The 20522-nt window shown below is 56.2% G+C and carries 21 protein-coding genes and 1 riboswitch; of the genes, 13 read left to right on the plus strand and 8 right to left on the minus strand.

What is annotated here, in order from left to right; genetic code table 11:
• Window positions 1-4: 4 nt before the first annotated feature.
• From ntrC to ACT3TY_RS09220, 4 genes are all read right to left on the minus strand, one after another.
• Entirely contained in the window at window positions 5-1432 is a 1428-nt protein-coding gene (ntrC, locus tag ACT3TY_RS09205) for a nitrogen regulation protein NR(I) (protein ID WP_444627990.1), read from the minus strand.
• The gene (gene glnL / locus ACT3TY_RS09210; protein ID WP_441678233.1) at window positions 1429-2487 is read right to left on the minus strand and encodes a nitrogen regulation protein NR(II); all 1059 of its coding nucleotides are present in this window, start codon (window positions 2485-2487) and stop codon (window positions 1429-1431) included. The genes ntrC and glnL overlap by 4 nt, the downstream gene beginning before the upstream one ends.
• Before the next feature lie 270 nt (window positions 2488-2757).
• The gene (gene glnA, locus ACT3TY_RS09215; RefSeq protein WP_172117682.1) at window positions 2758-4164 is read right to left on the minus strand and encodes a glutamate--ammonia ligase; all 1407 of its coding nucleotides are present in this window, start codon (window positions 4162-4164) and stop codon (window positions 2758-2760) included.
• Between the two features lie 486 nt (window positions 4165-4650).
• Window positions 4651-5679: an acyltransferase family protein gene (locus tag ACT3TY_RS09220; RefSeq protein ID WP_172117683.1), complete on the minus strand. Its 1029-nt coding sequence runs from the start codon at window positions 5677-5679 to the stop codon at window positions 4651-4653.
• Window positions 5680-5844: 165 nt separating this feature from the next.
• Here ACT3TY_RS09220 and ACT3TY_RS09225 point away from each other — a divergent pair, with 165 nt between their 5' ends.
• The 6 genes from ACT3TY_RS09225 to ACT3TY_RS09250 all read left to right on the plus strand — a co-directional run bounded on the left by ACT3TY_RS09225 (window position 5845) and on the right by ACT3TY_RS09250 (window position 10940).
• Window positions 5845-6720 carry an alpha/beta hydrolase gene (locus ACT3TY_RS09225; protein WP_406565426.1) on the plus strand — a complete coding sequence of 292 codons (876 nt, stop codon included), beginning with the start codon at window positions 5845-5847 and terminating at the stop codon, window positions 6718-6720.
• 64 nt (window positions 6721-6784) lie between these two features.
• Entirely contained in the window at window positions 6785-7090 is a 306-nt protein-coding gene (locus tag ACT3TY_RS09230) for a hypothetical protein (protein ID WP_193053628.1), read from the plus strand.
• Window positions 7091-7322: 232 nt separating this feature from the next.
• On the plus strand, window positions 7323-7976 hold the full coding sequence (locus tag ACT3TY_RS09235) for a hypothetical protein (RefSeq protein ID WP_172117691.1): 654 nt from the start codon (window positions 7323-7325) through the stop codon (window positions 7974-7976).
• Window positions 7977-8269: 293 nt separating this feature from the next.
• Complete coding sequence (locus ACT3TY_RS09240) at window positions 8270-9004, plus strand: metal ABC transporter ATP-binding protein (protein WP_444627991.1); 735 nt, start codon at window positions 8270-8272, stop codon at window positions 9002-9004.
• Window positions 8988-9878: a metal ABC transporter permease gene (locus ACT3TY_RS09245; protein WP_172117693.1), complete on the plus strand. Its 891-nt coding sequence runs from the start codon at window positions 8988-8990 to the stop codon at window positions 9876-9878. Before ACT3TY_RS09240 ends, ACT3TY_RS09245 begins: the two co-directional genes overlap by 17 nt.
• Before the next feature lie 21 nt (window positions 9879-9899).
• Window positions 9900-10940 carry a metal ABC transporter substrate-binding protein gene (locus ACT3TY_RS09250; protein WP_444627992.1) on the plus strand — a complete coding sequence of 347 codons (1041 nt, stop codon included), beginning with the start codon at window positions 9900-9902 and terminating at the stop codon, window positions 10938-10940.
• On the opposite strand, the gene ACT3TY_RS09255 is transcribed toward ACT3TY_RS09250, so the two are convergent.
• On the minus strand, window positions 10937-11809 hold the full coding sequence (locus ACT3TY_RS09255; RefSeq protein WP_444627993.1) for a LysR family transcriptional regulator: 873 nt from the start codon (window positions 11807-11809) through the stop codon (window positions 10937-10939). The two genes, ACT3TY_RS09250 and ACT3TY_RS09255, sit on opposite strands and share 4 nt — an antisense overlap.
• A gap of 147 nt (window positions 11810-11956) precedes the next feature.
• Between ACT3TY_RS09255 and ampC the strand changes: the two genes are divergently transcribed.
• Entirely contained in the window at window positions 11957-13120 is a 1164-nt protein-coding gene (ampC, locus tag ACT3TY_RS09260) for a class C beta-lactamase (RefSeq protein ID WP_444628000.1), read from the plus strand.
• A gap of 131 nt (window positions 13121-13251) precedes the next feature.
• Window positions 13252-13917 (plus strand): cupin domain-containing protein, encoded by a 666-nt coding sequence (locus tag ACT3TY_RS09265; protein WP_444627994.1) that lies wholly within the window; start codon window positions 13252-13254, stop codon window positions 13915-13917.
• Here ACT3TY_RS09265 and ACT3TY_RS09270 read toward each other — a convergent pair.
• On the minus strand, window positions 13914-14279 hold the full coding sequence (locus ACT3TY_RS09270) for a DUF6164 family protein (RefSeq protein ID WP_087108910.1): 366 nt from the start codon (window positions 14277-14279) through the stop codon (window positions 13914-13916). The two genes, ACT3TY_RS09265 and ACT3TY_RS09270, sit on opposite strands and share 4 nt — an antisense overlap.
• A 1-nt stretch (window position 14280) precedes the next feature.
• Window positions 14281-14814, minus strand: a complete 534-nt coding sequence (gene gloA / locus ACT3TY_RS09275; protein ID WP_087108912.1) for a lactoylglutathione lyase — start codon at window positions 14812-14814, stop codon at window positions 14281-14283.
• Between the two features lie 229 nt (window positions 14815-15043).
• Window positions 15044-15139, plus strand: a riboswitch (TPP riboswitch).
• A 24-nt stretch (window positions 15140-15163) separates the two neighbouring features.
• Between gloA and thiM the strand changes: the two genes are divergently transcribed.
• The 5 genes from thiM to ACT3TY_RS09300 all read left to right on the plus strand — a co-directional run bounded on the left by thiM (window position 15164) and on the right by ACT3TY_RS09300 (window position 18840).
• Window positions 15164-15964, plus strand: coding sequence for a hydroxyethylthiazole kinase (gene thiM, locus ACT3TY_RS09280; protein WP_444627995.1), 801 nt, complete (start codon window positions 15164-15166; stop codon window positions 15962-15964).
• Window positions 15964-16578, plus strand: a complete 615-nt coding sequence (gene thiE / locus ACT3TY_RS09285; RefSeq protein WP_444627996.1) for a thiamine phosphate synthase — start codon at window positions 15964-15966, stop codon at window positions 16576-16578. Before thiM ends, thiE begins: the two co-directional genes overlap by 1 nt.
• The gene (locus ACT3TY_RS09290; RefSeq protein ID WP_444627997.1) at window positions 16575-17495 is read left to right on the plus strand and encodes a LysR substrate-binding domain-containing protein; all 921 of its coding nucleotides are present in this window, start codon (window positions 16575-16577) and stop codon (window positions 17493-17495) included. Before thiE ends, ACT3TY_RS09290 begins: the two co-directional genes overlap by 4 nt.
• A gap of 86 nt (window positions 17496-17581) precedes the next feature.
• Window positions 17582-17998 (plus strand): DoxX family protein, encoded by a 417-nt coding sequence (locus ACT3TY_RS09295; RefSeq protein ID WP_444627998.1) that lies wholly within the window; start codon window positions 17582-17584, stop codon window positions 17996-17998.
• Between the two features lie 104 nt (window positions 17999-18102).
• Window positions 18103-18840 carry a DODA-type extradiol aromatic ring-opening family dioxygenase gene (locus ACT3TY_RS09300; RefSeq protein WP_444627999.1) on the plus strand — a complete coding sequence of 246 codons (738 nt, stop codon included), beginning with the start codon at window positions 18103-18105 and terminating at the stop codon, window positions 18838-18840.
• A gap of 114 nt (window positions 18841-18954) precedes the next feature.
• Here ACT3TY_RS09300 and ACT3TY_RS09305 read toward each other — a convergent pair whose 3' ends face one another.
• Window positions 18955-20256, minus strand: a complete 1302-nt coding sequence (locus ACT3TY_RS09305) for a D-alanyl-D-alanine carboxypeptidase family protein (protein ID WP_444628001.1) — start codon at window positions 20254-20256, stop codon at window positions 18955-18957.
• Window positions 20257-20522 lie beyond the last annotated feature (266 nt).

Raw genomic sequence — 20522 nt, forward strand, 5'->3', positions numbered from 1 at the left:
AGCGTTATTCGTCTGCCAGGGCGGGTAGCAACGTCTTTAATTTACGCGTTAGTGTATTGCGCCCCCAGCCTAACAATTCTGCTGCTTCTCCTTTACGCCCACCGGTGTGCTTTAACGCCGTCTCAATCAGAATTTTCTCAACGTCGGGTACGGCCTCTTCCAACAGATGTGTATGCCCTTCGGCCAGAGCACGGTCGGCCCATTCCCGAAAGGCGCTGCGCCAGTCGCCATGACCGCCGCTTTCAGTTGCCTGGGGGGAGCGTAGCTCTGGCGGTAAATCCTCCACCAGAATTTCACGCCCAGACGCCATTACCGTTAACCAGCGACAGATATTTTCCAGTTGGCGCACGTTACCCGGCCACGCCAGGCGCGTCAGGTGCTCCTCGGTTTCGGCCGTGAGTACCTTGATGTCGGTGGCAAGTTCTTTGGCGGCTTCAGCAAGAAAATGCCGTGTGAGGCGTGGGATATCCTCACGGCGTTCGGCAAGGCGCGGCAAGTGAATGCGGATAACGTTCAGGCGATGGAAAAGGTCCTCACGAAAGCGCCCGTCATCCACCAGCGACTCAAGGTTCTGGTGCGTCGCGGCGATAATCCGCACGTCAACCTTGACCGGGGTGTGCCCGCCCACTCGGTAGAACTCACCGTCGGCCAATACGCGCAGCAAGCGAGTTTGGGTTTCAGCCGGCATATCGCCGATCTCATCCAGAAACAGCGTGCCGCCGTTGGCCTGCTCAAAGCGCCCCTGGCGCTGGGCAGCGGCCCCGGTAAACGCACCTTTCTCGTGGCCAAACAGTTCAGACTCAATCAGATCACGCGGGATGGCCGCCATGTTCAGGGCAATAAACGGCTTGCCCGCCCGGGGGCTGTGCTGGTGGAGTGCCTGGGCTACACGCTCTTTACCGGTGCCCGACTCGCCATTGATGAGCACAGTAATATGCGAATGAGAGAGTCGCCCAATGGCCCGAAACACCTCCTGCATGGCCGGCGCTTCACCAATGATTTCTGCGTTCAAACCTTCGGGAACGCTGATCGGCCGTTGGCGCTCGCGCGCATGAGCCACCGCCCGGCGCACAAGCGCCAGCGCTTCATCCACATCAAACGGCTTGGGCAGGTACTCAAACGCACCGCCTTGATAAGAGGCCACTGCGCTGTCGAGATCCGAATGAGCGGTCATGATGATGACCGGCAAATCCGGGTGCGCCTCACGGATGTGCGACATAAGATCCAGCCCATCAATGCCCGGCATGCGAATGTCAGTCACCAGCACATCCGGTGGGGTTGTCAGCAGTCGTTCCAGTACGGTATCGGCGCGTTCTATGCACTCTACATCAAGATCCGGCTGTGCCAATGCACGTTCAAGCACCCAGCGGATAGCGCGATCGTCATCCACAACGACCACCCGTGCAACCTCGTTACGTGTCGCCTCTATCATGATGCTTCTCCGGTACAATTAATAACCAATGGAATCAGTAAGCGGAACTCGGTGTGCCCGGGACGTGAGTCACATTCAATCAACCCTTGATGCTGATGCAGGATCGACTGAGCGATGGACAACCCCAATCCGCTGCCTTCAGCACGCCCTGACACCATCGGGTAGAAGAGCGTCTCTTTAAGTCCTTCCGGGATACCAGGGCCGTTATCGATCACACCCACCTCGCTCACTAACCGGTGGCGCTCAGCACCCAGGGTGAACTGACGCCGGGCACGGGTGCGCAGCATCAATTTGGGCACAGGGGTCTCGGCATCGCTCATGGCCTGCACGGCGTTCCTGGCCACGTTAAGCACGGCCTGGATCATCTGCGCCTCATCCCCGGAAAGGTCCGGCAGGCTAGGGTCGTAATCGCGGTGGATGGTGATATTCGGATGTTCAGCCACCAGCAGCGTTCTTACCCGCTCCAGCACTTTGTGGATGTTCACCGGCGCGTGCTTAACAATGCGATTCGGGCCAAGCATCGAATCCACCAGATCACGCAAGCGGTCAACCTCCTCCACGATGATATGGGTAAACTCACGCAATTCAGGCTTATCCAGGTCACGCTCTAATAGCTGAGCCGCCCCGCGGATGCCGCCCAGCGGATTTTTCACTTCATGGGCCAAGCCTCGGGCTAGCACTTTGATGGTTTCCTGGCGCGTGGTTAGCGCTTCCTCGCGGGAAATTTGCATCAAGCGGTCACGAGGCTCTACTTCCAGCAGAAGCTCGTCTGCCGACAGGGGCGTCACGGTGTAATCCACCGTCAGCGCTTCACCGTTAACCGGGGTAATGCGCGCCTCGCGCTGGGTGTAGGGATGAAAGGCATCCCGCGCCTTGGCCAACACCTGGTCAATACTTTCATCACCGCCCAGCAGGGTATCCTGGCTGCTCCCCTGCACACGGCTAAAGCTTACTGCCAACAGCGCTTCGGCGGCAGGGTTCATCCAGCGTACGCGGAGCTCACCGTCCAGCAGCAGCACTGCCATGGAGAGATGTTCTAGTAAACGCTGATACATGAAGTGTCCTGAATGTCGCTGATAAAAACGTTCAATACGCAAGAGAAACTGCAAAAAGCACGCCAGGTTGGCCCCTTTCATCAGCATGCACGCCTTATGGGCGCCAAGCCTTGATTCAACGAGCGTTAAGCGCGCAACCTGCCATGGTGCGATCCACCACATGCACTATTTTAGTGCATGGAGTACCGTTAAGGCGCACCCTCTCACTGGTTAAGTGCAATAAAAAACCCCGCCGAAGCGGGGTTTTAGGGCTATCGCGTCAAAACGCGATTAGCAGCTGTAGTACATATCAAATTCGATAGGGTGCGTGGTCATGCGAATACGCTCCACTTCTTCCATCTTGAGTTCGATATAGGCATCAATCATATCGTCGGTGAACACGCCACCTTCGGTCAGGAACGCACGGTCAGCGTCGAGCGCTTCCAGAGCCTGGTCCAGGCTGTTGGCAACGGTCGGTACCAACTTGCCTTCTTCTGGCGGCAGGTCGTACAGGTTCTTGTCCATGGCATCGCCAGGATGAATCTTGTTCTTGATGCCGTCGATACCTGCCATTAGCAGGGCAGCAAACGACAGGTACGGGTTAGCGGTCGGGTCAGGGAAGCGGGTTTCAACGCGCTTGCCTTTGGGGCTGACCGTATAGGGAATCCGGATAGAGGCGGAACGGTTACGGGCGCTGTAAGCCAGCATAACCGGCGCTTCAAACCCCGGCACCAAACGCTTGTACGAGTTGGTAGAGGCGTTGGTGAAGGCGTTCAGAGCGCGTGCGTGCTTGATCACACCGCCGATGTAATACAGCGCCATTTCCGACAGGCCTGCGTATTCATCACCGGCAAACTGGTTCTGACCATCTTTCCAGAACGACTGGTGAATATGCATACCAGAACCGTTGTCGCCAACCAGCGGCTTGGGCATGAAGGTCGCGGTTTTGCCGTACGCGTGGGCCACGTTGTGGATCACGTACTTCATTTCCTGAACTTCGTCCGCCTTCTTCACCAGCGTATTGAATTTAACGCCGATCTCGTTCTGCCCCGCATTCGCCACTTCGTGGTGGTGAACTTCAACGGTCTGACCAATCGCTTCCAGGGTGTTACACATAGCGCCACGGATATCGTGGAAGCTGTCGACCGGAGGAACCGGGAAGTAACCGCCTTTAACGCGCGGACGGTGCCCCAGGTTGCCGCCCTCTACCTGATTACTGGTCGCCCAGGCGCCCTCGTCGGAAGAAATCTTGTACATGGAACCCTGAATATCAGACTTCCAATGTACTTCGTCAAAAATAAAGAACTCAGGCTCCGGACCGAAGAAAGCAGTATCGCCCAGGCCTGTGGACTCCAGGTACGCCTCAGCGCGCTTAGCAATAGAACGCGGGTCACGATCATAGCCCTGCATCGTGGCTGGCTCAATGATATCGCAACGCAAAATCAGAGTAGCGTCTTCGGTGAAGGGGTCGAGGAAAGCAGTGCCATCTTCCGGGCGCAGGATCATGTCGGATTCGTTAATGCCTTTCCAGCCCTCGATTGAGGAGCCATCGAACATTTGACCATTTTCGAAGAACTCTTCGTCTACATCGCGGGCAGGCACGGTAACGTGCTGCTCTTTACCACGAGTATCGGTGAAACGCAGGTCCACCCACTTAACATCATGTTCTTCAATTAGCGCGAGAGTCTTGGCTGACATTGTGCCTCCGATATGGGCGTGGCTTAAAGCATGTAACAGTAAGCTATCGATAAAAGTGTTATTAGACAAACCCCGTCATTCAATAAAGTACGTGCCTGACAGGCCTATCCTTTTTGTTCGCTTAACATTTGCCTGAAATTGAATCACACATCGCCTAGCGATCATTTCAAACCGGCTATTGTTGTAGCACGCCGAGAGGCATCTGCCTACGGTGGCTAGCCGCTGACAAATATAATGCAGAGAACATGCCAATCCTGCACCAACATGACCGAAACAATTACTAACCTGTTGTTTTAAGGCATATAAAAGCTGCGTCTGCATGCCTCTCTATGACGCATAAGTATTTCCCGAGGCTTTTAAACACACACGGACCTGTTTTTTTGACCCAAAATAGATCAAACACAAGCATAAGCGCACCTAATTGGTGCATGAAAGACATAGAGCGCCCCTCTCGGCTTCCAACCCACCGCACAGCGCGTCAACGCCCTACACTTTTAGCCGCTTGCCAAACATCATGGCCCCGGCTTTTGTGGTGTTCGCCATTTTACTGAGCAGGATAGAGCCCGTGGCGCCCGTCACTATCAGCAGCAGCACGTAAACCGTTATAGGCAACGCCAACGGCATCACCAACGCATCGGTAATGGCAAAAAACATGGGGTGCGCCAGGTAAATACCAAACGAATACTGGTTGATATAGCGCACCCAGCGAGGCGCTGTGATGTCTTTTAAATAACGCATCGCTACAAGCGTTGAGAGTATGAACAGCGGTATCACCCACACTTCCTTGGATGAGAACTGCAGCCACCCCGCCACACTGGCCGCGACCAGCAGGCAAACCAACACGACCAACCACAAAGGCCACGACAGGTACTGCATCCATAAAGGCCGCAGCGGTGCCTGGGCTCCACTATCAAAGGGGTAGTAACGCACTAGCGCCAGGGCCAGAAAGAACAGATATATCCAGCCCAGAGGCGCTACCCAGAGCAGATACCCCGGCAGCGCCACACCCAGCCAATACGCCACTCCCCAGTACGCCATACTCACCCAACAGCTCACCCACAGCCACGGCACCGGGTTAAAGCGCCACAGCTGCCAACGGGTAAACAGCCAATAAGCGATATAAAACTGCATGGCGATAATCAAGAAATAACCGTGCCACCCGGCGAAAACAAAGTACTCCAGCGCATTGGCGACAAAGCCTACCGACTCCCCTGCCATGTACAGCCGGACCCACTCGGCCGTCGAGTAGATAAAGCCATATACCAGATAAGGCAGCATGACGTACTTTACCCGTTGGGCCAAAAAGCCAGGCGGCACTGCCTTGTCATAGCGCATGGCAAACACAAACACTGAAATGAACAAAAAGATCGGTGTGCCCAATACCAGCGGCAGGCGCATCAGGTCGGTGGCCAGGTTATCCACACGCTGATTAACGTGGTCCAGCAAATGAAATAAAAACACGGCCACGCAGCCGTACGCACGCAACCAGTAAATTTCCTCTATCCTTTTATGCATACCTGCTCCGTGTATGCCTGACATTCGCCTGCGCTGAACAGTGTCGGCGGGTACGGGGTACGACGCTATAACCTTGCGATAATTCCCGGAGGCTGTTTGTCGCTCTTCTCATTTTCAAGTGTATTTCACGGGTTGTTACGTTTCTTGTTGACCAGCCTGACAGCCCTGGCGGGCCTATGGAGCCTGTTTAACGCCGCCGTTGCTGGCGAGGTGCACTACGCCACCTTTGACTCGCCCACGCTGGGCCACGCCTACCCTTACACCGTGTATCTACCCGACCATTATGACGCCACTGCCGCCGAGCCTTACCCAGTGGTTTATCTGCTCCATGGCTCTTTTGGCAACGAACGAGACTGGCTAGCCAAGGGCAACCTTGCCCAAACTGCTGATCGTTTGATTCGCGCTGGACACATTCCGCCGGCCGTTTTCATCATGCCCGGTAGTCGCAGCTGGTGGGTAGACGGCCATAATGAGGCCGCCCGCAGCGCCTTTTTTAACGACTTGATGCCGCATGTTGAAAACCAGTACCGAGTGGGCGCCACGCGAGCGCTTCGCGGCGTAGGCGGGCTATCCGCCGGAGGGTTTGGCGCGCTTAATTTTGCCCTGGAAAAGCCCGAGATGTTTGCCGCCGCCGCAGCGCTAAGCCCGGCAAGCTATCTTCCGTATCCGCCGAGCAACTCCTCAGCACACCGCCATCCCGCGTTTTTGGATGAACAAGGCCATTTTGATACGGCTTTATGGGACCAGCTCAACTACCCCGCTTACCTTGAAGCGTATCGCATTAACGTAACGCCCCGGCCCAGCGCAGAAGAGAGCGACATCCCGATCGTGCCACTTTACATTAGCGCAGGCCGCAGCGATGTGTACGACGCCGAGTTTCACGCCCGTAAGCTACGCCAAGCCATGGAACGCATTCAGCCTAATGATGTACGCTTGGACCTCTACCCCGGCGGGCACACTTGGCGCGTTTGGCGTGCCAGCCTACCTGCGGCCTTAACCTTTATGTTTCAGCATATTGGCAAAGGTCCCATTAACCAATAACTAGCAAAACTAATAAAAACCAAACTACACTTGTGTTTTTCGGCCCACTTACAAGGAAACCACGATGCATCGACATATCGAATGGGAAGACCCCGGCAAAGACAGCGTATCCAAACTGTTTGCTAACGACCATCATGAACACGCCCGCATTGGCACCGGCGATATTTTATCCGCCCGCTACCAAGGCCACATTGTTCACGTAAAAGTGGAAGCCTACCGAGAAGAAGACGCCGTGAGTATTGGCAGCGTTGCCGCCATCATGGACACCAAAGGCCACCATCTTAAAGGCCTTCCTGATCTCAACATCGGTGACATTGTCCGGCTCCCCGACGACAAGCGCGCCTTTGAACACTGGGACAAGGATAAATAAGCGGTTCCAGCACTGTTATTTCAAAGAGCCTCCATCGAGGCTCTTTTGCTTAAAGCTGAACGCTAGCGTTAATTTCAATTATGGGCGCCTCTTGCTCTTTTCAACATCTAACCATCCTTCGCCTTTAAGCGCCATTGACCTTAGTCATACGTAACGTCAGGCTTCCGTGAAAATCCCCTTCCAGTACATGCTACGCTTAATGCCATCCCCCTTTGATGACAGGACTTTCCCGATGCGTTTACACCCTCTTTTAGGCGTACTGCTGTGCGTTGTGGCACTGCCAGCCTTGGCGCAAACAACCGATGAGTGGGCGGGTTACGACGATGTATTTGAGCGCGGTGCGCGGCAGGCCAATGTGTGGGAGTGGGGGTGGACAGGTATTTATGGCGCAAGCCTTGTGGTGGATGCTTACCAGGCAAGCGAAGCAAGCGACCGCGATGACCGTTTTGATGCGCGGATCGGTGTGGTGAAATCAGCCTTGGCGCTTGGCGGGGTGTTGCTGGATAGCCAGCCACACCAAGCGGCGTTGGCGCAGTACGAGCGTTTAAAAGCCCGTGGTGAGCTAAGCGGTGTGCAAGCGCTAGGGTTGGAACTTGCCCAGGCCGAGCGGGCACGCCGTGGCTGGGGTGAGCGGGTGAACTCACTGGTGATCAACAGCATTGCGGGCGGTATTATTGCGGCCGATGGCCGCGAGCGCGACGGGGCGATGAACTTTGCCATGGGCATGCTGGTCAATGAGCTTCAGATTTGGACCCAGCCCAACCAGGCGTCATCCGCTATTAACCGTTTTCAGCCCGCCCGCGTTTCGCTTGGCCCAGTGACGATGGACGGTGAATATGCGCTGCTGGTCTCTCCCCAGCAGATTAGCGCTACATGGCGTTACTAAAACGCCCTGTGGATAAGTTACTTTGGGATGAGTGTGTGAGCGCGTTTGTCATTGTCACGACGCGGTAAGCACGTAAAATATTCAGCAATTTTTTTGGCTTCGCCAATTGTTATGTTATAACTTATTCTATTATTAAGAGGGTACTCTGTGAGTCATCGCACGCACCGCCATAACCGGGAGGGGCCTTGCCACTTCTCTTTAATGTCATTGTCGGCCACGAAACGGCTGCTACTGGTGACGATACCGCTTGTGGCGCTGTGGGCGCTGGTGGTGTGGGCTGGTGGGTGGCCTAAATGAGTCAGCGCACAACATCACGCTTACAGCTTAAGAATTTGCACTTGGCCCAGGGGCATCGCACCGTGCTTGAGCATGTGGATGGCGATATCAGGCCGGGGGCTATTACGGCGTTAGTGGGTGCCAATGGGGCCGGTAAAAGCACTCTGATCCAGGCCATTATGGGCGAACTTCGCCCGGCAGGTGGCAACGTCATATGCAGCGTTCCTTCTGAGCGCCGTGCCTGGCTGCCCCAGCAGTTGGCGCTGGACTTAACCTTTCCCATGAGCGTGGAGGAGTTGGTCATGACCGGCAGTTGGCCAAGCCATGGGGCACTAAAAGGCTACTGTGCGGCGCACTACCGTAAAGGTCGCGACATCATGGCGCGCTTGGGTATTTCGCACTTGGCTCACCGCCCGTTAGGCGAGCTTTCCGGTGGCCAGCGCCAGCGGGCCTTGATTGGGCGTACGTTGATGCAGGAAGCCGAGCTGTTACTGCTGGATGAGCCTTTTGCCAACGTGGACAGCGACACGGTCGATATTTTAATCCGTATCCTGCGCCAGATGGCCGATGACGGTACGACGATTATTATTGTTCTGCACGATATGGACCATTTACGCCGCTTGGCCGATGAAATATTGATGTTAAACGGCGGCCATGCCCGCTGGGTGGCACCCAGTGAACTACATCATCAGCCACTGCCCGCCCAGGCAGTACCTTTTACACTGGGGGAGCACCATGCTGGAACTGCTTAACACGTGGCTAATTGCGCCGTTTGATTATGGCTTTATGCGCCGCGCGGTAGTCGGCGGGTTAGCGCTGTCCATTGCGGCCCCGCCCTTGGGCGTTTTTCTGGTGCTACGCGGCATGAGCCTGATTGGCGATGCCTTGGCGCACGCCATTATGCCAGGCGTGGCAATCGGCTTTCTACTGGCCGGGTTCTCGCTGCCCATTATGAGTATTGGCGGCGTATTGTGCGGGTTAATGGTGGCGCTACTTGCCGGAGCTGTATCGAAGATAGGCGGCCAGCGTGAAGATGCGGCCATGGCGAGCTTTTTTATTATCTCGCTGGCGGCGGGGGTCATGCTGATCTCTATGGGTGGCAGCAGCGTTGATTTAACCCATGTTCTGTTTGGGTCGATTTTGGCCGTTAACGCCACCGCATTACTACTGATTGCAGGCATCAGCACGCTGATTTTGGTGACCCTGGCCATCATCTTCCGCGCACTGGTGGTGGAGTGTTTGGACCCGCTTTTTTTACGCGGCCAAAACCGCCGCAACGGCTGGGTGCATAGCGTGTTTTTAGCCTTGCTGGTACTCAACATGACGGCGGGCTTTCAAACGCTGGGCACGATGATGGCGGTGGGTTTAATGATGCTGCCCGCCACCGCCGCGCGTTTTTGGAGCAGGCGCCTTGAGGGGCTAATGGCGATTGCCGTCGTGATCGCCATGGTCGCCAGTACCGGTGGCTTGCTGCTCTCTTTTCATCTGGATATTCCCTCGGGGCCCAGCATTATTCTGCTGGCCGGCGTGGGCTATCTTTTCTCGGCGATGTTTGGGCGCTACCACAGTCTGGCTGCCCGGCTAAGGCGTAAAACAGCCCCGCTCAGCGCTGAGGCATCTACGTAACATCATTCAACAGGAGTCGGTATGTCTTTACGGTTATCTTCGCGCTTATTGGTTGGTGTATCCGCCATGTTGGCACTGCCCGCGGCCATCGCAGCAGACCGTGTTCAGGTGGTGACAAGCTTCTCCATCCTGGCCGATATGGTCGAGAACGTGGGCGGCGAGCACGTTGAAGTAACATCGCTGGTGGGGCCTGACGGTGATTCGCACGTCTACTCCCCTCGCCCAAGCGATGCACGCGCACTGACAGAAGCGGACCTTGTGGTGTTCAACGGCCTACTGTTCGAAGGCTGGATGGAGCGGCTCATTGAATCCAGCGGCTACAACGGCGCATTGATAACGGCCACCGATGGCATTAACAAGCTCGACTACCATGATCATGGACACGACCACGATCACGACCATGGGCATGACCATGATCACGACCACGACCATGCGCATGGTGAATTTGATCCTCATGCCTGGCAGGATATGGCCCAAACGCGGATTTACGTTGCCAATATCCGTGACGGCCTGATTGAGGCCGATGAGGCTAACGCCGATGAGTACCGGGCTAACGCCGATAACTACCTGGCCAGCATGGCAGAAGTCGATGCTGAAATTCGTGAGCTCATCAGCGAAATCCCGGCCTCAACCAGCGTGATTACTGGCCACGACTCCTTTGGCTACTTCTCGAATGCTTACGGCGTCAACTTTTTGGCACCTACCGGCTTATCGACCGAAGTAGAACCCAGCGGCGCCAGCATGGCCGAGCTGGTGGACGTGATCAACGACCAGAACGTACAAGCCCTGTTCCATGAAAACATGACCAATCCTGCGGTCATTCAGCAGCTTTCTGAAGAGACGAGCCTGCCGATTGCCGGAACACTGTATGCCGATGCGCTTTCTTCCGAGGGCGAAGCGAGCACCTACCTTGGCATGATGCGCCACAATGCGGTAGTGCTGCACGACGCACTGGCCCAGCCGGGCCATGATGACCATGCGCATGACGGCCACGACCATACACATGACGATCATGACCATGACCACGGGCATGATCACAGCGAGCATAGCCATAGCCACTAGGCATTGGTTGCCAGGGTCAGCCACTCTCTAAAACAGGCCATGGCCTGGGTTTCTGGCCGCGATTGTAAGCGCGTCAGCCAGTACCCGCCTAAACTCACCGCGGTGCTGAACGGTTGTACCAAAGCACCGCTGGTGAGCGGGCGTGAGAACATTGAAGGCGGCGCCAGGGCAATGCCTACGCCCTGCTGTGCGGCTTCTATCATGGCAATAGAAGAGTCAAACACGATACTTCTTGGCACAGAAACACTGCTGGATAACCCCGCCGCCAGTAGCCACTGCGTCCACTCATCGGTGCGATAAGAGCGTAGCCATGTTTCACCCACGACATCGGCCGGCGTCTTTAGCCGGGTGGCGATGTCGGGCGTGCACATGACCGACAGCGAGGCTGGCAACAAGGGCTGGGCCGCAATACCGTGCCAAGCGCCCGTTCCAAAGCGGATAGCAAAGTCAAACCCGTCCGCGGCCATATCCGTGCGATTGTTATGGGTCGAAAGGCGCAGATCAATAAACGGATAGCGCTCCTGAAAGTCAGCAAGCCTGGGCAGCAACCAGCCGACGGCGAACGTGCCCACCGCGCCCACATTCAATACCTCCCGATAGTTCTGCTCGCCTAATTGATCCAGCGTGTGTGTAATCTGATCAAACGACGCCTTGAGGACCGGCAGTAGCATTTCGCCCTCTTGCGTTAACATCAGCCCGCGCGGCAGGCGGGTGAACAGTGCTACCTTCAACTGGCCTTCCAGCAATTTTACGTGATGACTAACGGCCGCTTGCGTCATGCACAGCTCGGCAGCCGCTCGGGTAAAACTCAGGTGCCTGGCCGACGCTTCAAAGGCGCGCAGGGCTTTTAGTGGTAAGTAGGGACGCACGACACAGACCCCCAAATTTTTCTAATGGCTTATGCAAAATATCGCTGTTTGTCACCTTGTACGGTTCGCCGTAACGTAAGCAACGAATCAGCGGGGCCAACGCCCGATGTTAATCAACAACACGTAACGGGTTTTCTGATGAACAAGATGTTAACAGCAAAGAATGCGCTTATTGTGGCAGGTTCGTTTCTTATCAGCGCTTTTGGCTATGCGAATGATGATCCGCGCAGTCTGCCGGTGGCGTCGGTGGTCAACGACACTATCGTAGCCTTGATGGACGCGCACAGTATCCCGGGCATGGCCGTAGCGGTGAGCGTTAGGGGCACACCCTATTACTTTAATTATGGGGTCGCCGATCAAGAGGCTGGCGTGCCGGTAACTACCGATACGCTGTTTGAGCTGGGCTCCGTCAGCAAGACGTTTACGGCGACGCTGGCGGCTTACGCTCAGGCCAGCGGTGCTCTGTCACTTTCCGACCCCGCCAGCCAGTACCTGCCAGCCCTTGAAGGAAGCGCCTTTGATAACATCAGCCTATTGGAACTGGGCACCTACACGGCGGGTGGGCTGCCGTTGCAGTTTCCAGATAGCGTCAACAACGAAGACGACATGGTCGCCTACTACCGCCAGTGGGCACCGACGTATGCGCCAGGCACTCATCGGCTCTATTCAAATCCGAGCATTGGATTACTCGGTTACCTGACCGCCCAGCGGCTTGGAAAACCTTACGCCCAGTTGATGGAAGCGCACGTGTTTTCAGCACTCGGCCTTGAACACAGCTACCTGCAGGCACCTGAAGACGCGCAGGCGAACTACGCCTTCGGGTACTCAAAAGAGGATGAGCCGATTCGGGTGAACCCCGGCGTACTGGATGCAGAGGCCTACGGGGTAAAGTCGAATAGCGCAGATATGCTAGCGTTCATTAACGCCAACATGGACAACTCAGCGGTGGATGAACCGCTGCGCGAAGCACTGGAAGCAACCCGGATGGGTTACGTCAATATGGGCGATATGACCCAAGGCCTCGGTTGGGAGCGCTATGCCTACCCTGTTTCGCTTGACCAGCTACAAGCAGGCAATTCGATGGAGATGGTGCTGGAGGCTAACGAGGCCGAGCAGCTTCAACCACCGTTACCGGCAGATGACGAGGCGTGGTTTAACAAGACGGGCTCAACCAATGGCTTTGGCGCTTATGTCGCCTTTGTACCCAGCCAGCAAATAGGCATCGTGATGCTCGCCAACCGCAATTATCCCAACCAGGCACGTATTGAGGCCGCCCACCATATTCTGACGACGCTTGCAGCGACGCCCTGAAAAAAACCGCCTTTATGCAACGAGCCTTCCTAAAGGCTCGTCATTAAAGCGCTCTTTTATGCATTGCATTTTGGGTGGTGGATAAGGAGACTTGCACTACCGCGATCCCCCCACTGCAAAGAGCCAATACCATGCGCCTTAACGCCGACTTTAGCCACTTTGCTTGCGTAACGCCGGACCAATATCAATGGGTCGATTCGCCCAGTGCGGGCGTTACGCGCATGATGCTTGATCGCATCGGCGAGGAAGTTGCCAGAGCGACCAGCCTGGTACGCTACGCGCCCAACAGCCAGTTCACCGCACATACCCACGACGGCGGGGAAGAGATTCTTGTACTAGAGGGCGTGTTCGGTGATGAGCACGGCCGCTACCCCGCGGGCACCTATCTGCGCAATCCTATCGGTACGGGCCACACCCCGCACATAGGCGATGAGGGCGCGCTCATCCTGGTGAAGCTTCACCAGTTTGCAGCCAATGACATTCTTCAACTGGCCGTACCTGCCCACCGTTTACCTTGGCAGCCGGACCGTCGCCCAGGCATTACCTATAAAATGCTGCATACCTTTGGCCAAGAGCGCGCCAGCCTGGAGCGGTGGGAGGCGGGCGTGACGATTGTCTACCCAACGCTGGGCGGTGGCCTGGAAGCGTTTGTTCTGGAAGGCACCTTGTGCGACGGCGATACCGAATACCCGACGGGCAGCTGGTGTCGCTACCCTCCCGGCGCCGCTCCCCAACTTAGCGCGGGCAGCGAAGGGGTCAAGCTCTACTTAAAACGAGGGCACCTGCGGCTTGATTAACGTGTCAGGCCAAGAAATGGCAACAGCGTAAGCAGTGCCACCATGACGACCGCCACCATTACCAGGGTGACCTGAAAGGGATGCGCCGCCAGGCGGCGCCATAAGGTAGGTGCATCGCCTTGGCTCACGGCCTCGGCGTGCGCTTGCCGAGCCTTGGTGAAGCGCTCGGCTTGATACACCGCCAGTGCTGCTTCGGCCGCCTCACGCTGGGTTTCATCACGCAGCCAGATCGCGTCCACCCCTAAGCGGAAAAAACCGGCCTGCGTTTCATAGGTATCAAAACCATGTTCTGCCAGTAGTGAGCGGACTTCCATGGCTTCTTCATCGGTAACGTAGCGCAGCCGAAACAGCAAGTGTGCCATATCAGTCGCCCATCGCCGCCATTAGGTCGGCCTGGATAACTTCGATCCAGTAGCCGTCCGGGTCTTTCACAAAAATGACGCCCTGCATTTTGCCTTGATCCGCCCGCTTTATGAACGTTACATCGTGCTCATCAAACCATGCCTGGGCCGCTTCCAAGTCCGGTACGCTAAAGCAGATATGTCCAAAGCCCTGCGGTTCGGCATTGCCATCGTGGTAGGCAAAATCGTCCTGGTCTTCGGTGCCCCAGTTATGGGTAAGTTCTAACAGCCCCTTTTGGCTGAAGGTCCAGGCTGTACGCGCCTGGGTATCTTCCGGTACCTGGTCGCTGGCTTCCAGGTTCGCCAGAAAGTAGAGCGAAAACTGCATCTCTTCGAAATCCAGCCGACGCAGTACCTGCATGCCAAATACCTGGGAGTAAAAGGCCAATGAACGCTCGGGGTCTTTCGCCCGCAGCATCGTATGGTTTAAGCGAAACCCTTGGGTTTGCGCAGGGGCCGGACGAACGCCTTTATGCTGTTCACCTTGCAAAGTCATCTTGGGCTCCTTGTGGGGAATTATGCTGTTAAATGAATTGATTGAGCGGTTATCTTTGACAAAAACCATACCGTGTACAAGCCTATCGCTAACCGTTTCACACCGCATGATGCCGTTGTGATGACATACCATGAGGGCAGAGCAGCCATTATTCCAGCCCCGCTTACCCTACCGGCCTCCCCTTACACATCGCCTGCGCTTTACAGCACCGCCCAAGGCAAGGATAGTAGCCTGACGACAGGGGCGCTTGAGACGCTCAAGCTGAGATGCACCCTTAGAACCTGAACCGGATAATACCGGCGTAGGAAGTCGCGGTGTCATCACACCCGATCTACGCTGTGAGGTGGCCATGACATCACTCCCGCTGAGCGACGCGCTTTCCGCTGTACAACGCACCACGCCGTTAGTGCACTGTATTACCAATTTTGTAGCGATGAACAGCACAGCTAACTGCCTGCTGGCTGTCGGCGCTTCCCCTGCCATGCTGCATTCAACTGAGGAAGTCGCTGAGTTTACTCGCTTGGCCGGGGCACTTTCGATCAATATCGGTACACCTTCACCACACTGGGCAGAAGGTATGCAACTTGCCGCCAAAACGGCCAACGAGCGCAATACCCCCTGGGTATTGGACCCGGTTGCGGTGGGCGCCACTTACTACCGTCAAACGCTTTCACAAACGCTATTGGCTTTTAAGCCCAGCGTGATCCGTGGCAATACCTCAGAAATCATGACGCTTTCCGGCTTGACCCACGCGGGCCGTGGGGTGGATGCCACAGCCTCTACGGATGAAGCGCGTGAGGCCGCCATTAACCTCGCCAAGCAGCAGCGCTGTATTGTCGCGATGACCGGCGTGCAGGACTTTATTACCGATGGCACTCAGCACTGGCGCTTGAACGGCGGGCACGCGCTTATGCCGCGTGTCACTACGCTTGGCTGCGCGTTAAGTGCCACCGTTGCCGCCTTTGTAGCGGCCAGCCCCGGAGCTCCCTTGAACGCCACGTTAGCCGCACTTACAAGCTTTGCTATCGCGGGTAGCCGCGCTGGACAACAGGCGGCAGGCCCGGGTAGTTTTCAGGTAGCCCTGTTGGACGCCTTGTATCAGCTAACACCTACAGACGTCCGTCAGTTTACCGGGCTGGAGGAAGGCTAATGCGTTTTGATCTTTCGCTTTATCTGGTCACTGACGCTCAACTCTGTCAAGCCGCAGGGCTAGAGCGCACCGTTATTGAGGCCGTCAAAGGGGGCGTCAGTTTTGTTCAACTGCGCGATAAACACGCAAGCGATACCGACATGATTGAACAGGCCAAGCGCTTGAAAGCCGCCCTGGCGGGTAGCGGGGTACCACTGGTGATTAACGACCGCTTGAACGTTGCCTTGCAAAGCGGCGCCGATGGGCTGCATGTCGGCCAAAGCGATACAGCGGCTCAAGAGGCGCGCACGGCCATGGGGCCAGAGGCAATCATCGGGCTTTCGATTAATACCCTTGAGCAGCTTCACGCAGCCCCCGTAGCACTGCTCGACTACGTGGGCCTGGGCCCGGTGTTTGCCACCCAAAGCAAGCAGGACCATGCTAAACCGTTAGGGTTTGAAGGCCTGGCTCAGCTAGCCGCGGCCTGCACCTTGCCAAGCGTGGCCATCGGCGGGCTAAAGGCTGATCACACCCAGCAGGTCGTTGCAGCCGGTGCCAATGGCTTGGCGGTTATCTCCGCCATTTGTGGCCAGCCTGACCCTTACCAGGCCGCACGGGCGTTTGCTCGACCATGAACCAGCTCGACCATATTGCCGCCTTTGTGAAAGTTGCCGAGCTTGGCAGCTACACGCGGGCCGCCGAGGCGCTGGATCTTTCCCGCACGCGGGTATCGCGCATTGTCATGGCCCTTGAAGAGACGCTCGGGGTGCGGCTTATTCAGCGCACCACGCGACGCCTGCATTTAACCGCCGTGGGCGAGCGCTACCTTGCGCATGCCCAAGCAATTTTACAGGCGCTTGATGAGGCTGCCGCCGACGTAGGCAGCGGTATTTCTGAAATAAGCGGCCGTTTGCGCATCAACGGCCCCATGAGTTTTGGCATGCGTCACCTCTCCCCGCTGGTAGCGCGCTTTATGGTGGCGTATCCTGGCCTGGATGTACGCCTGGATTTAAGTGACCGCCGCGTGGATCTTCTCGAAGAGGGCTACGATGTGGCCATTCGTATTGGCAGCCTGCCCGACTCAAGCCTGGTTGCCAGGCGTCTGACACGCTGTCAAATGCTGTTTTGCGCATCTCCGGCGTACCTTGAAACCCATGGCGTGCCGGCAAACGCTGAGGCGCTTTCGCACCACCGCTGCCTGCGTTACCGCAGCGGTTTAGCCAATAACGACTGGCGTTTTGAGAATATGACGCTGACACCCCAAGGCCCGCTTGAAAGCAACAATGGCGATGTTTTAACCCATGCCGCCGAGGCAGGCATCGGTATCGCTCATCAACCCAGCTTTTTGGTAACGGAGAGCATTATCGCTGGGCGCCTGGTTCAGGTACTGCCACAGATCCCTCCTAAAATGCTGGATATTCATGCTATTTACCCTGCGCGGCGCTTTTTACCGGCCAAGGTAGAACGGTTTATTGAAGTGTTAGCGGATGCGTGGGGCAGCCCGCCTCACTGGGAACAGGAGATGGGATTGTCGCCTATTTCGCAACAGTGATGTCTAATACGCGTGGATTATCTCTGCCGCAAACGGACGTAAAGTATCTCCATTGCACTTGCACCACAGCCCAATGGAGATATCCCATGAATGCATCTACTTCCACCATGAGCACCAATCTTCAGCCCCACGCCATCGCGCTGCTGCGCATATCACTTGGCGTGATGGCACTCGCCCATGGCCTGACCAAAGTGTTTGTGTTTACCCTGCCAGGCACGGTCGGCTACTTTGAGTCACTGGGCCTGCCAAGCTTTATAGCCTACTTAACGATTCTGGGCGAAGTTGGCGGCGGCCTGGCCTTGATTCTGGGTATTTATACGCGCTGGATTAGCCTTGCGATGATTCCTTTATTGCTGGGTGCTACGTCCGTGCATCTTGGCAACGGCTGGATGTTTTCCAATGCGGGTGGTGGTTGGGAATTCCCAGCGTTCTGGACCGTTGCCCTGCTCGTGCAGGCTGGCTTAGGCGGCGGCAGCTTTACACTGAATCCCCGCGTTAGCTAATCGCTTTAGGCGCACCCTAGCGACTTTTATTTATCAAATTTTCTCCGCCATACCTTTGCTCGCGCCCCGCTAACTGCCGGGGCCTTCTGCCAGGAGACGTTGTTATGCTACCCAGTCTTTTTATATCCCACGGCTCTCCCATGCTGATCCTCACCCCGACCCCTGCCCATCACTTTTTACGTGCGCTGGGCAAGCGACTGACGCCCAAGGCGATCATTGTGGTTTCGGCGCACTGGGAAAGTCAGACACTGAAAGTCAGTACCAGCCCTTGGCCAGAAACCCTTCATGACTTCGGCGGTTTTCCCCGCGAACTGTTCGAGCAGCAGTACCCGGCACCTGGCGAGCCTGCACTGGCCAACCGCTTGGCCAAATTACTGGGTGCCTCAGAAGTGGAACGAGGATTCGACCACGGCACCTGGGCACCTCTTTCGTTGATGTTTCCCAAGGCGGATATTCCTGTCGTTACGCTATCGCTGCCTGTGCGTTGGTCCAACGACAAGCTGATTGACCTAGGCAAGCGCCTAGCACCACTGCGTGAAGAAGGCATTCTGGTAATCGGGTCGGGCAGCCTGACCCATAACCTTTACGAAACCATGCCGCTCGATAACCCAATGCCCAACTGGGTCGGCACTTTTGCAGAGTGGGTCGATACCCAGCTTGTGAACAATGACCGTGAGGCGTTGCTTGCCTGGCAAGCGGCCCCTGAAGCGAGCAGAAACCATCCAACGCCCGAGCATTTTCAGCCGTTACTGGTGGCCATGGGCGCAGGCGGTGATGTCACACCGCTCCACCGCAGTGTTGAGCATGGCGTGCTGGCAATGAACGCGTACGCCTTTGCCTAAGCGGTTGTGCGCGTACGCGTGCATGGGTGAAAAGCCGTTGTGGGTCGTGGCATCAACCATAAAAAACCCCACCAGCTTTATGCTGGTGGGGTTTTTTTACATTTAAAAGAAGGCTTAAAGGCTTGCGTTGACCACCATGCACTCCATGCCTTGCAGTTGTAGTTCACGGCAGGCCTCACGGGCGCGGCGCTCATCCAAAGCCACCAGGCGAGCACGGTATACCGGCGTTTGACCTTCAAGCGTGTCCACCTCTACGCGCCCGGCTAAATTTTGCGTTAAGCGTTGGGCCGCTTGTTGTGCCAGCTGCTGAGCCTGCCCTTGCTGGCTAAATGCACCCACTTGGATACCCCAGGCGCCGGTCGGGGGGGCTTCCACCAAGCGCTCACTTTGAATAAAGGCCTGCAAAGGGTCAGCGTTAGACGCGCGAGCTCCCTCGGCTGGGCCTTCAACGGTGATCGTGGCCAGTTGCTCATCTACACTAGTACTGGGGGCAGGTGACAGCGCGGTCGTTTCAATACTGGCAAGCATTTGGCTTGGCGCGGGTGTTGGCACCTCGGGAGGAGCCACGGGAGGTGTAGAACCACCAAACCCCATAAACTCCTGAGAAAAACTGGTATTGGCGATCCACGTACGATGATCGCGCAGCTCAGCGCGCATAAAGCCTCTGTCCAATAAATTGGCCATATGAGTGTCACGCGATGCAGCGCTAAAGCCGCCCATTACAATGGCGACTAAACGGCGGCCGTCATGCGCCGCTGTCGTCGCTACGTTAAAGCCAGAGGCACGAATAAAGCCGGTTTTTAAACCATCGGCGCCGGGATAGTCACGTACCAGACGATTATGGCTGGTATGACGCTTATCCCGATAGGTAAATTCCTGAAGCCCAAAATAGTGGTAATACTGTGGAAAATCTTGCATGACACGCACCGAGAGCGTGAGCATGTCCCGCGCGGAGGTGATTTGCTGGTCATCAGGAAGTCCCGAGGCATTGCGGAAGGTCGTGGCCGTCATACCTAACTCTCGCGCCTTTTCGGTCATAAGCCGCGCAAAGCGCTGCTCGCTACCGCCCAACGCTTCAGCCACCACAACGGCCACATCATTCGCCGAACGCACAGCCAGGGCGCGGATAGCGGTATCGACAGGAATAGTGCTGCCCGCAGAAAGCCATAACTTGGTAGCGGGCATAGCCGCGGCCTGGGCAGAAACAGCGAGGGGTTCATTGAGCGTTAAAGTGCCGCTTTCCAGCGCCTCAAAGGTCATGTACAGCGTCATCATTTTGGTCAGCGAAGCAGGATAACGCGGTGCATCCACATTTTCTGCGTATAAAACTTCACCGTTATCAAGATCGACCACAATACCTGCGTAACGTGGATTCGCCTGCACGGTCGAGGTGGTGATGATCAATAGCAGTAACATCGTTACCGCTAGCCATGCCCTCGACGCCTTGTTATCGTTTACTCCCCTCGTCACCATGTCTGCCCCTTGATGATTCATTTACGCTGGAAACGAGACGCACACTTTTTCCTCGGCCTGCACGCGTACACCCCCGCATTGAATAATGCGCCATGAATCAGTTCCCAAGGGTAAACAACTGCAGCGCCAATGGCCCCGTCAATTCACTCTAGACTAGCACGCTCGTCGGACAATTTAACGTTTATAGCGGCATTACTCGATACGCCAGG

It is taken from the genome of Halomonas sp. AOP22-C1-8, from assembly GCF_052378905.1.
GTDB lineage: Bacteria > Pseudomonadota > Gammaproteobacteria > Pseudomonadales > Halomonadaceae > Vreelandella > Vreelandella citrativorans.

Excerpts from the sequence above, each read along its gene's own strand:
- ntrC (WP_444627990.1), bottom strand. The coding sequence starts at position 1,432 with ATGATAGAGGCGACACGTAACGAGGTTGCACGGGTGGTCGTTGTGGAT.
- glnL (WP_441678233.1), bottom strand. The coding sequence starts at position 2,487 with ATGTATCAGCGTTTACTAGAACATCTCTCCATGGCAGTGCTGCTGCTG.
- glnA (WP_172117682.1), bottom strand. The coding sequence starts at position 4,164 with ATGTCAGCCAAGACTCTCGCGCTAATTGAAGAACATGATGTTAAGTGG.
- ACT3TY_RS09220 (WP_172117683.1), bottom strand. The coding sequence starts at position 5,679 with ATGCATAAAAGGATAGAGGAAATTTACTGGTTGCGTGCGTACGGCTGC.
- ACT3TY_RS09230 (WP_193053628.1), top strand. The coding sequence starts at position 6,785 with ATGCATCGACATATCGAATGGGAAGACCCCGGCAAAGACAGCGTATCC.
- ACT3TY_RS09235 (WP_172117691.1), top strand. The coding sequence starts at position 7,323 with ATGCGTTTACACCCTCTTTTAGGCGTACTGCTGTGCGTTGTGGCACTG.
- ACT3TY_RS09240 (WP_444627991.1), top strand. The coding sequence starts at position 8,270 with ATGAGTCAGCGCACAACATCACGCTTACAGCTTAAGAATTTGCACTTG.
- ACT3TY_RS09245 (WP_172117693.1), top strand. The coding sequence starts at position 8,988 with ATGCTGGAACTGCTTAACACGTGGCTAATTGCGCCGTTTGATTATGGC.
- ACT3TY_RS09250 (WP_444627992.1), top strand. The coding sequence starts at position 9,900 with ATGTCTTTACGGTTATCTTCGCGCTTATTGGTTGGTGTATCCGCCATG.
- ampC (WP_444628000.1), top strand. The coding sequence starts at position 11,957 with ATGTTAACAGCAAAGAATGCGCTTATTGTGGCAGGTTCGTTTCTTATC.
- ACT3TY_RS09265 (WP_444627994.1), top strand. The coding sequence starts at position 13,252 with ATGCGCCTTAACGCCGACTTTAGCCACTTTGCTTGCGTAACGCCGGAC.
- ACT3TY_RS09270 (WP_087108910.1), bottom strand. The coding sequence starts at position 14,279 with ATGGCACACTTGCTGTTTCGGCTGCGCTACGTTACCGATGAAGAAGCC.
- gloA (WP_087108912.1), bottom strand. The coding sequence starts at position 14,814 with ATGACTTTGCAAGGTGAACAGCATAAAGGCGTTCGTCCGGCCCCTGCG.
- thiM (WP_444627995.1), top strand. The coding sequence starts at position 15,164 with ATGACATCACTCCCGCTGAGCGACGCGCTTTCCGCTGTACAACGCACC.
- thiE (WP_444627996.1), top strand. The coding sequence starts at position 15,964 with ATGCGTTTTGATCTTTCGCTTTATCTGGTCACTGACGCTCAACTCTGT.
- ACT3TY_RS09290 (WP_444627997.1), top strand. The coding sequence starts at position 16,575 with ATGAACCAGCTCGACCATATTGCCGCCTTTGTGAAAGTTGCCGAGCTT.
- ACT3TY_RS09295 (WP_444627998.1), top strand. The coding sequence starts at position 17,582 with ATGAATGCATCTACTTCCACCATGAGCACCAATCTTCAGCCCCACGCC.
- ACT3TY_RS09300 (WP_444627999.1), top strand. The coding sequence starts at position 18,103 with ATGCTACCCAGTCTTTTTATATCCCACGGCTCTCCCATGCTGATCCTC.
- ACT3TY_RS09305 (WP_444628001.1), bottom strand. The coding sequence starts at position 20,256 with ATGTTACTGCTATTGATCATCACCACCTCGACCGTGCAGGCGAATCCA.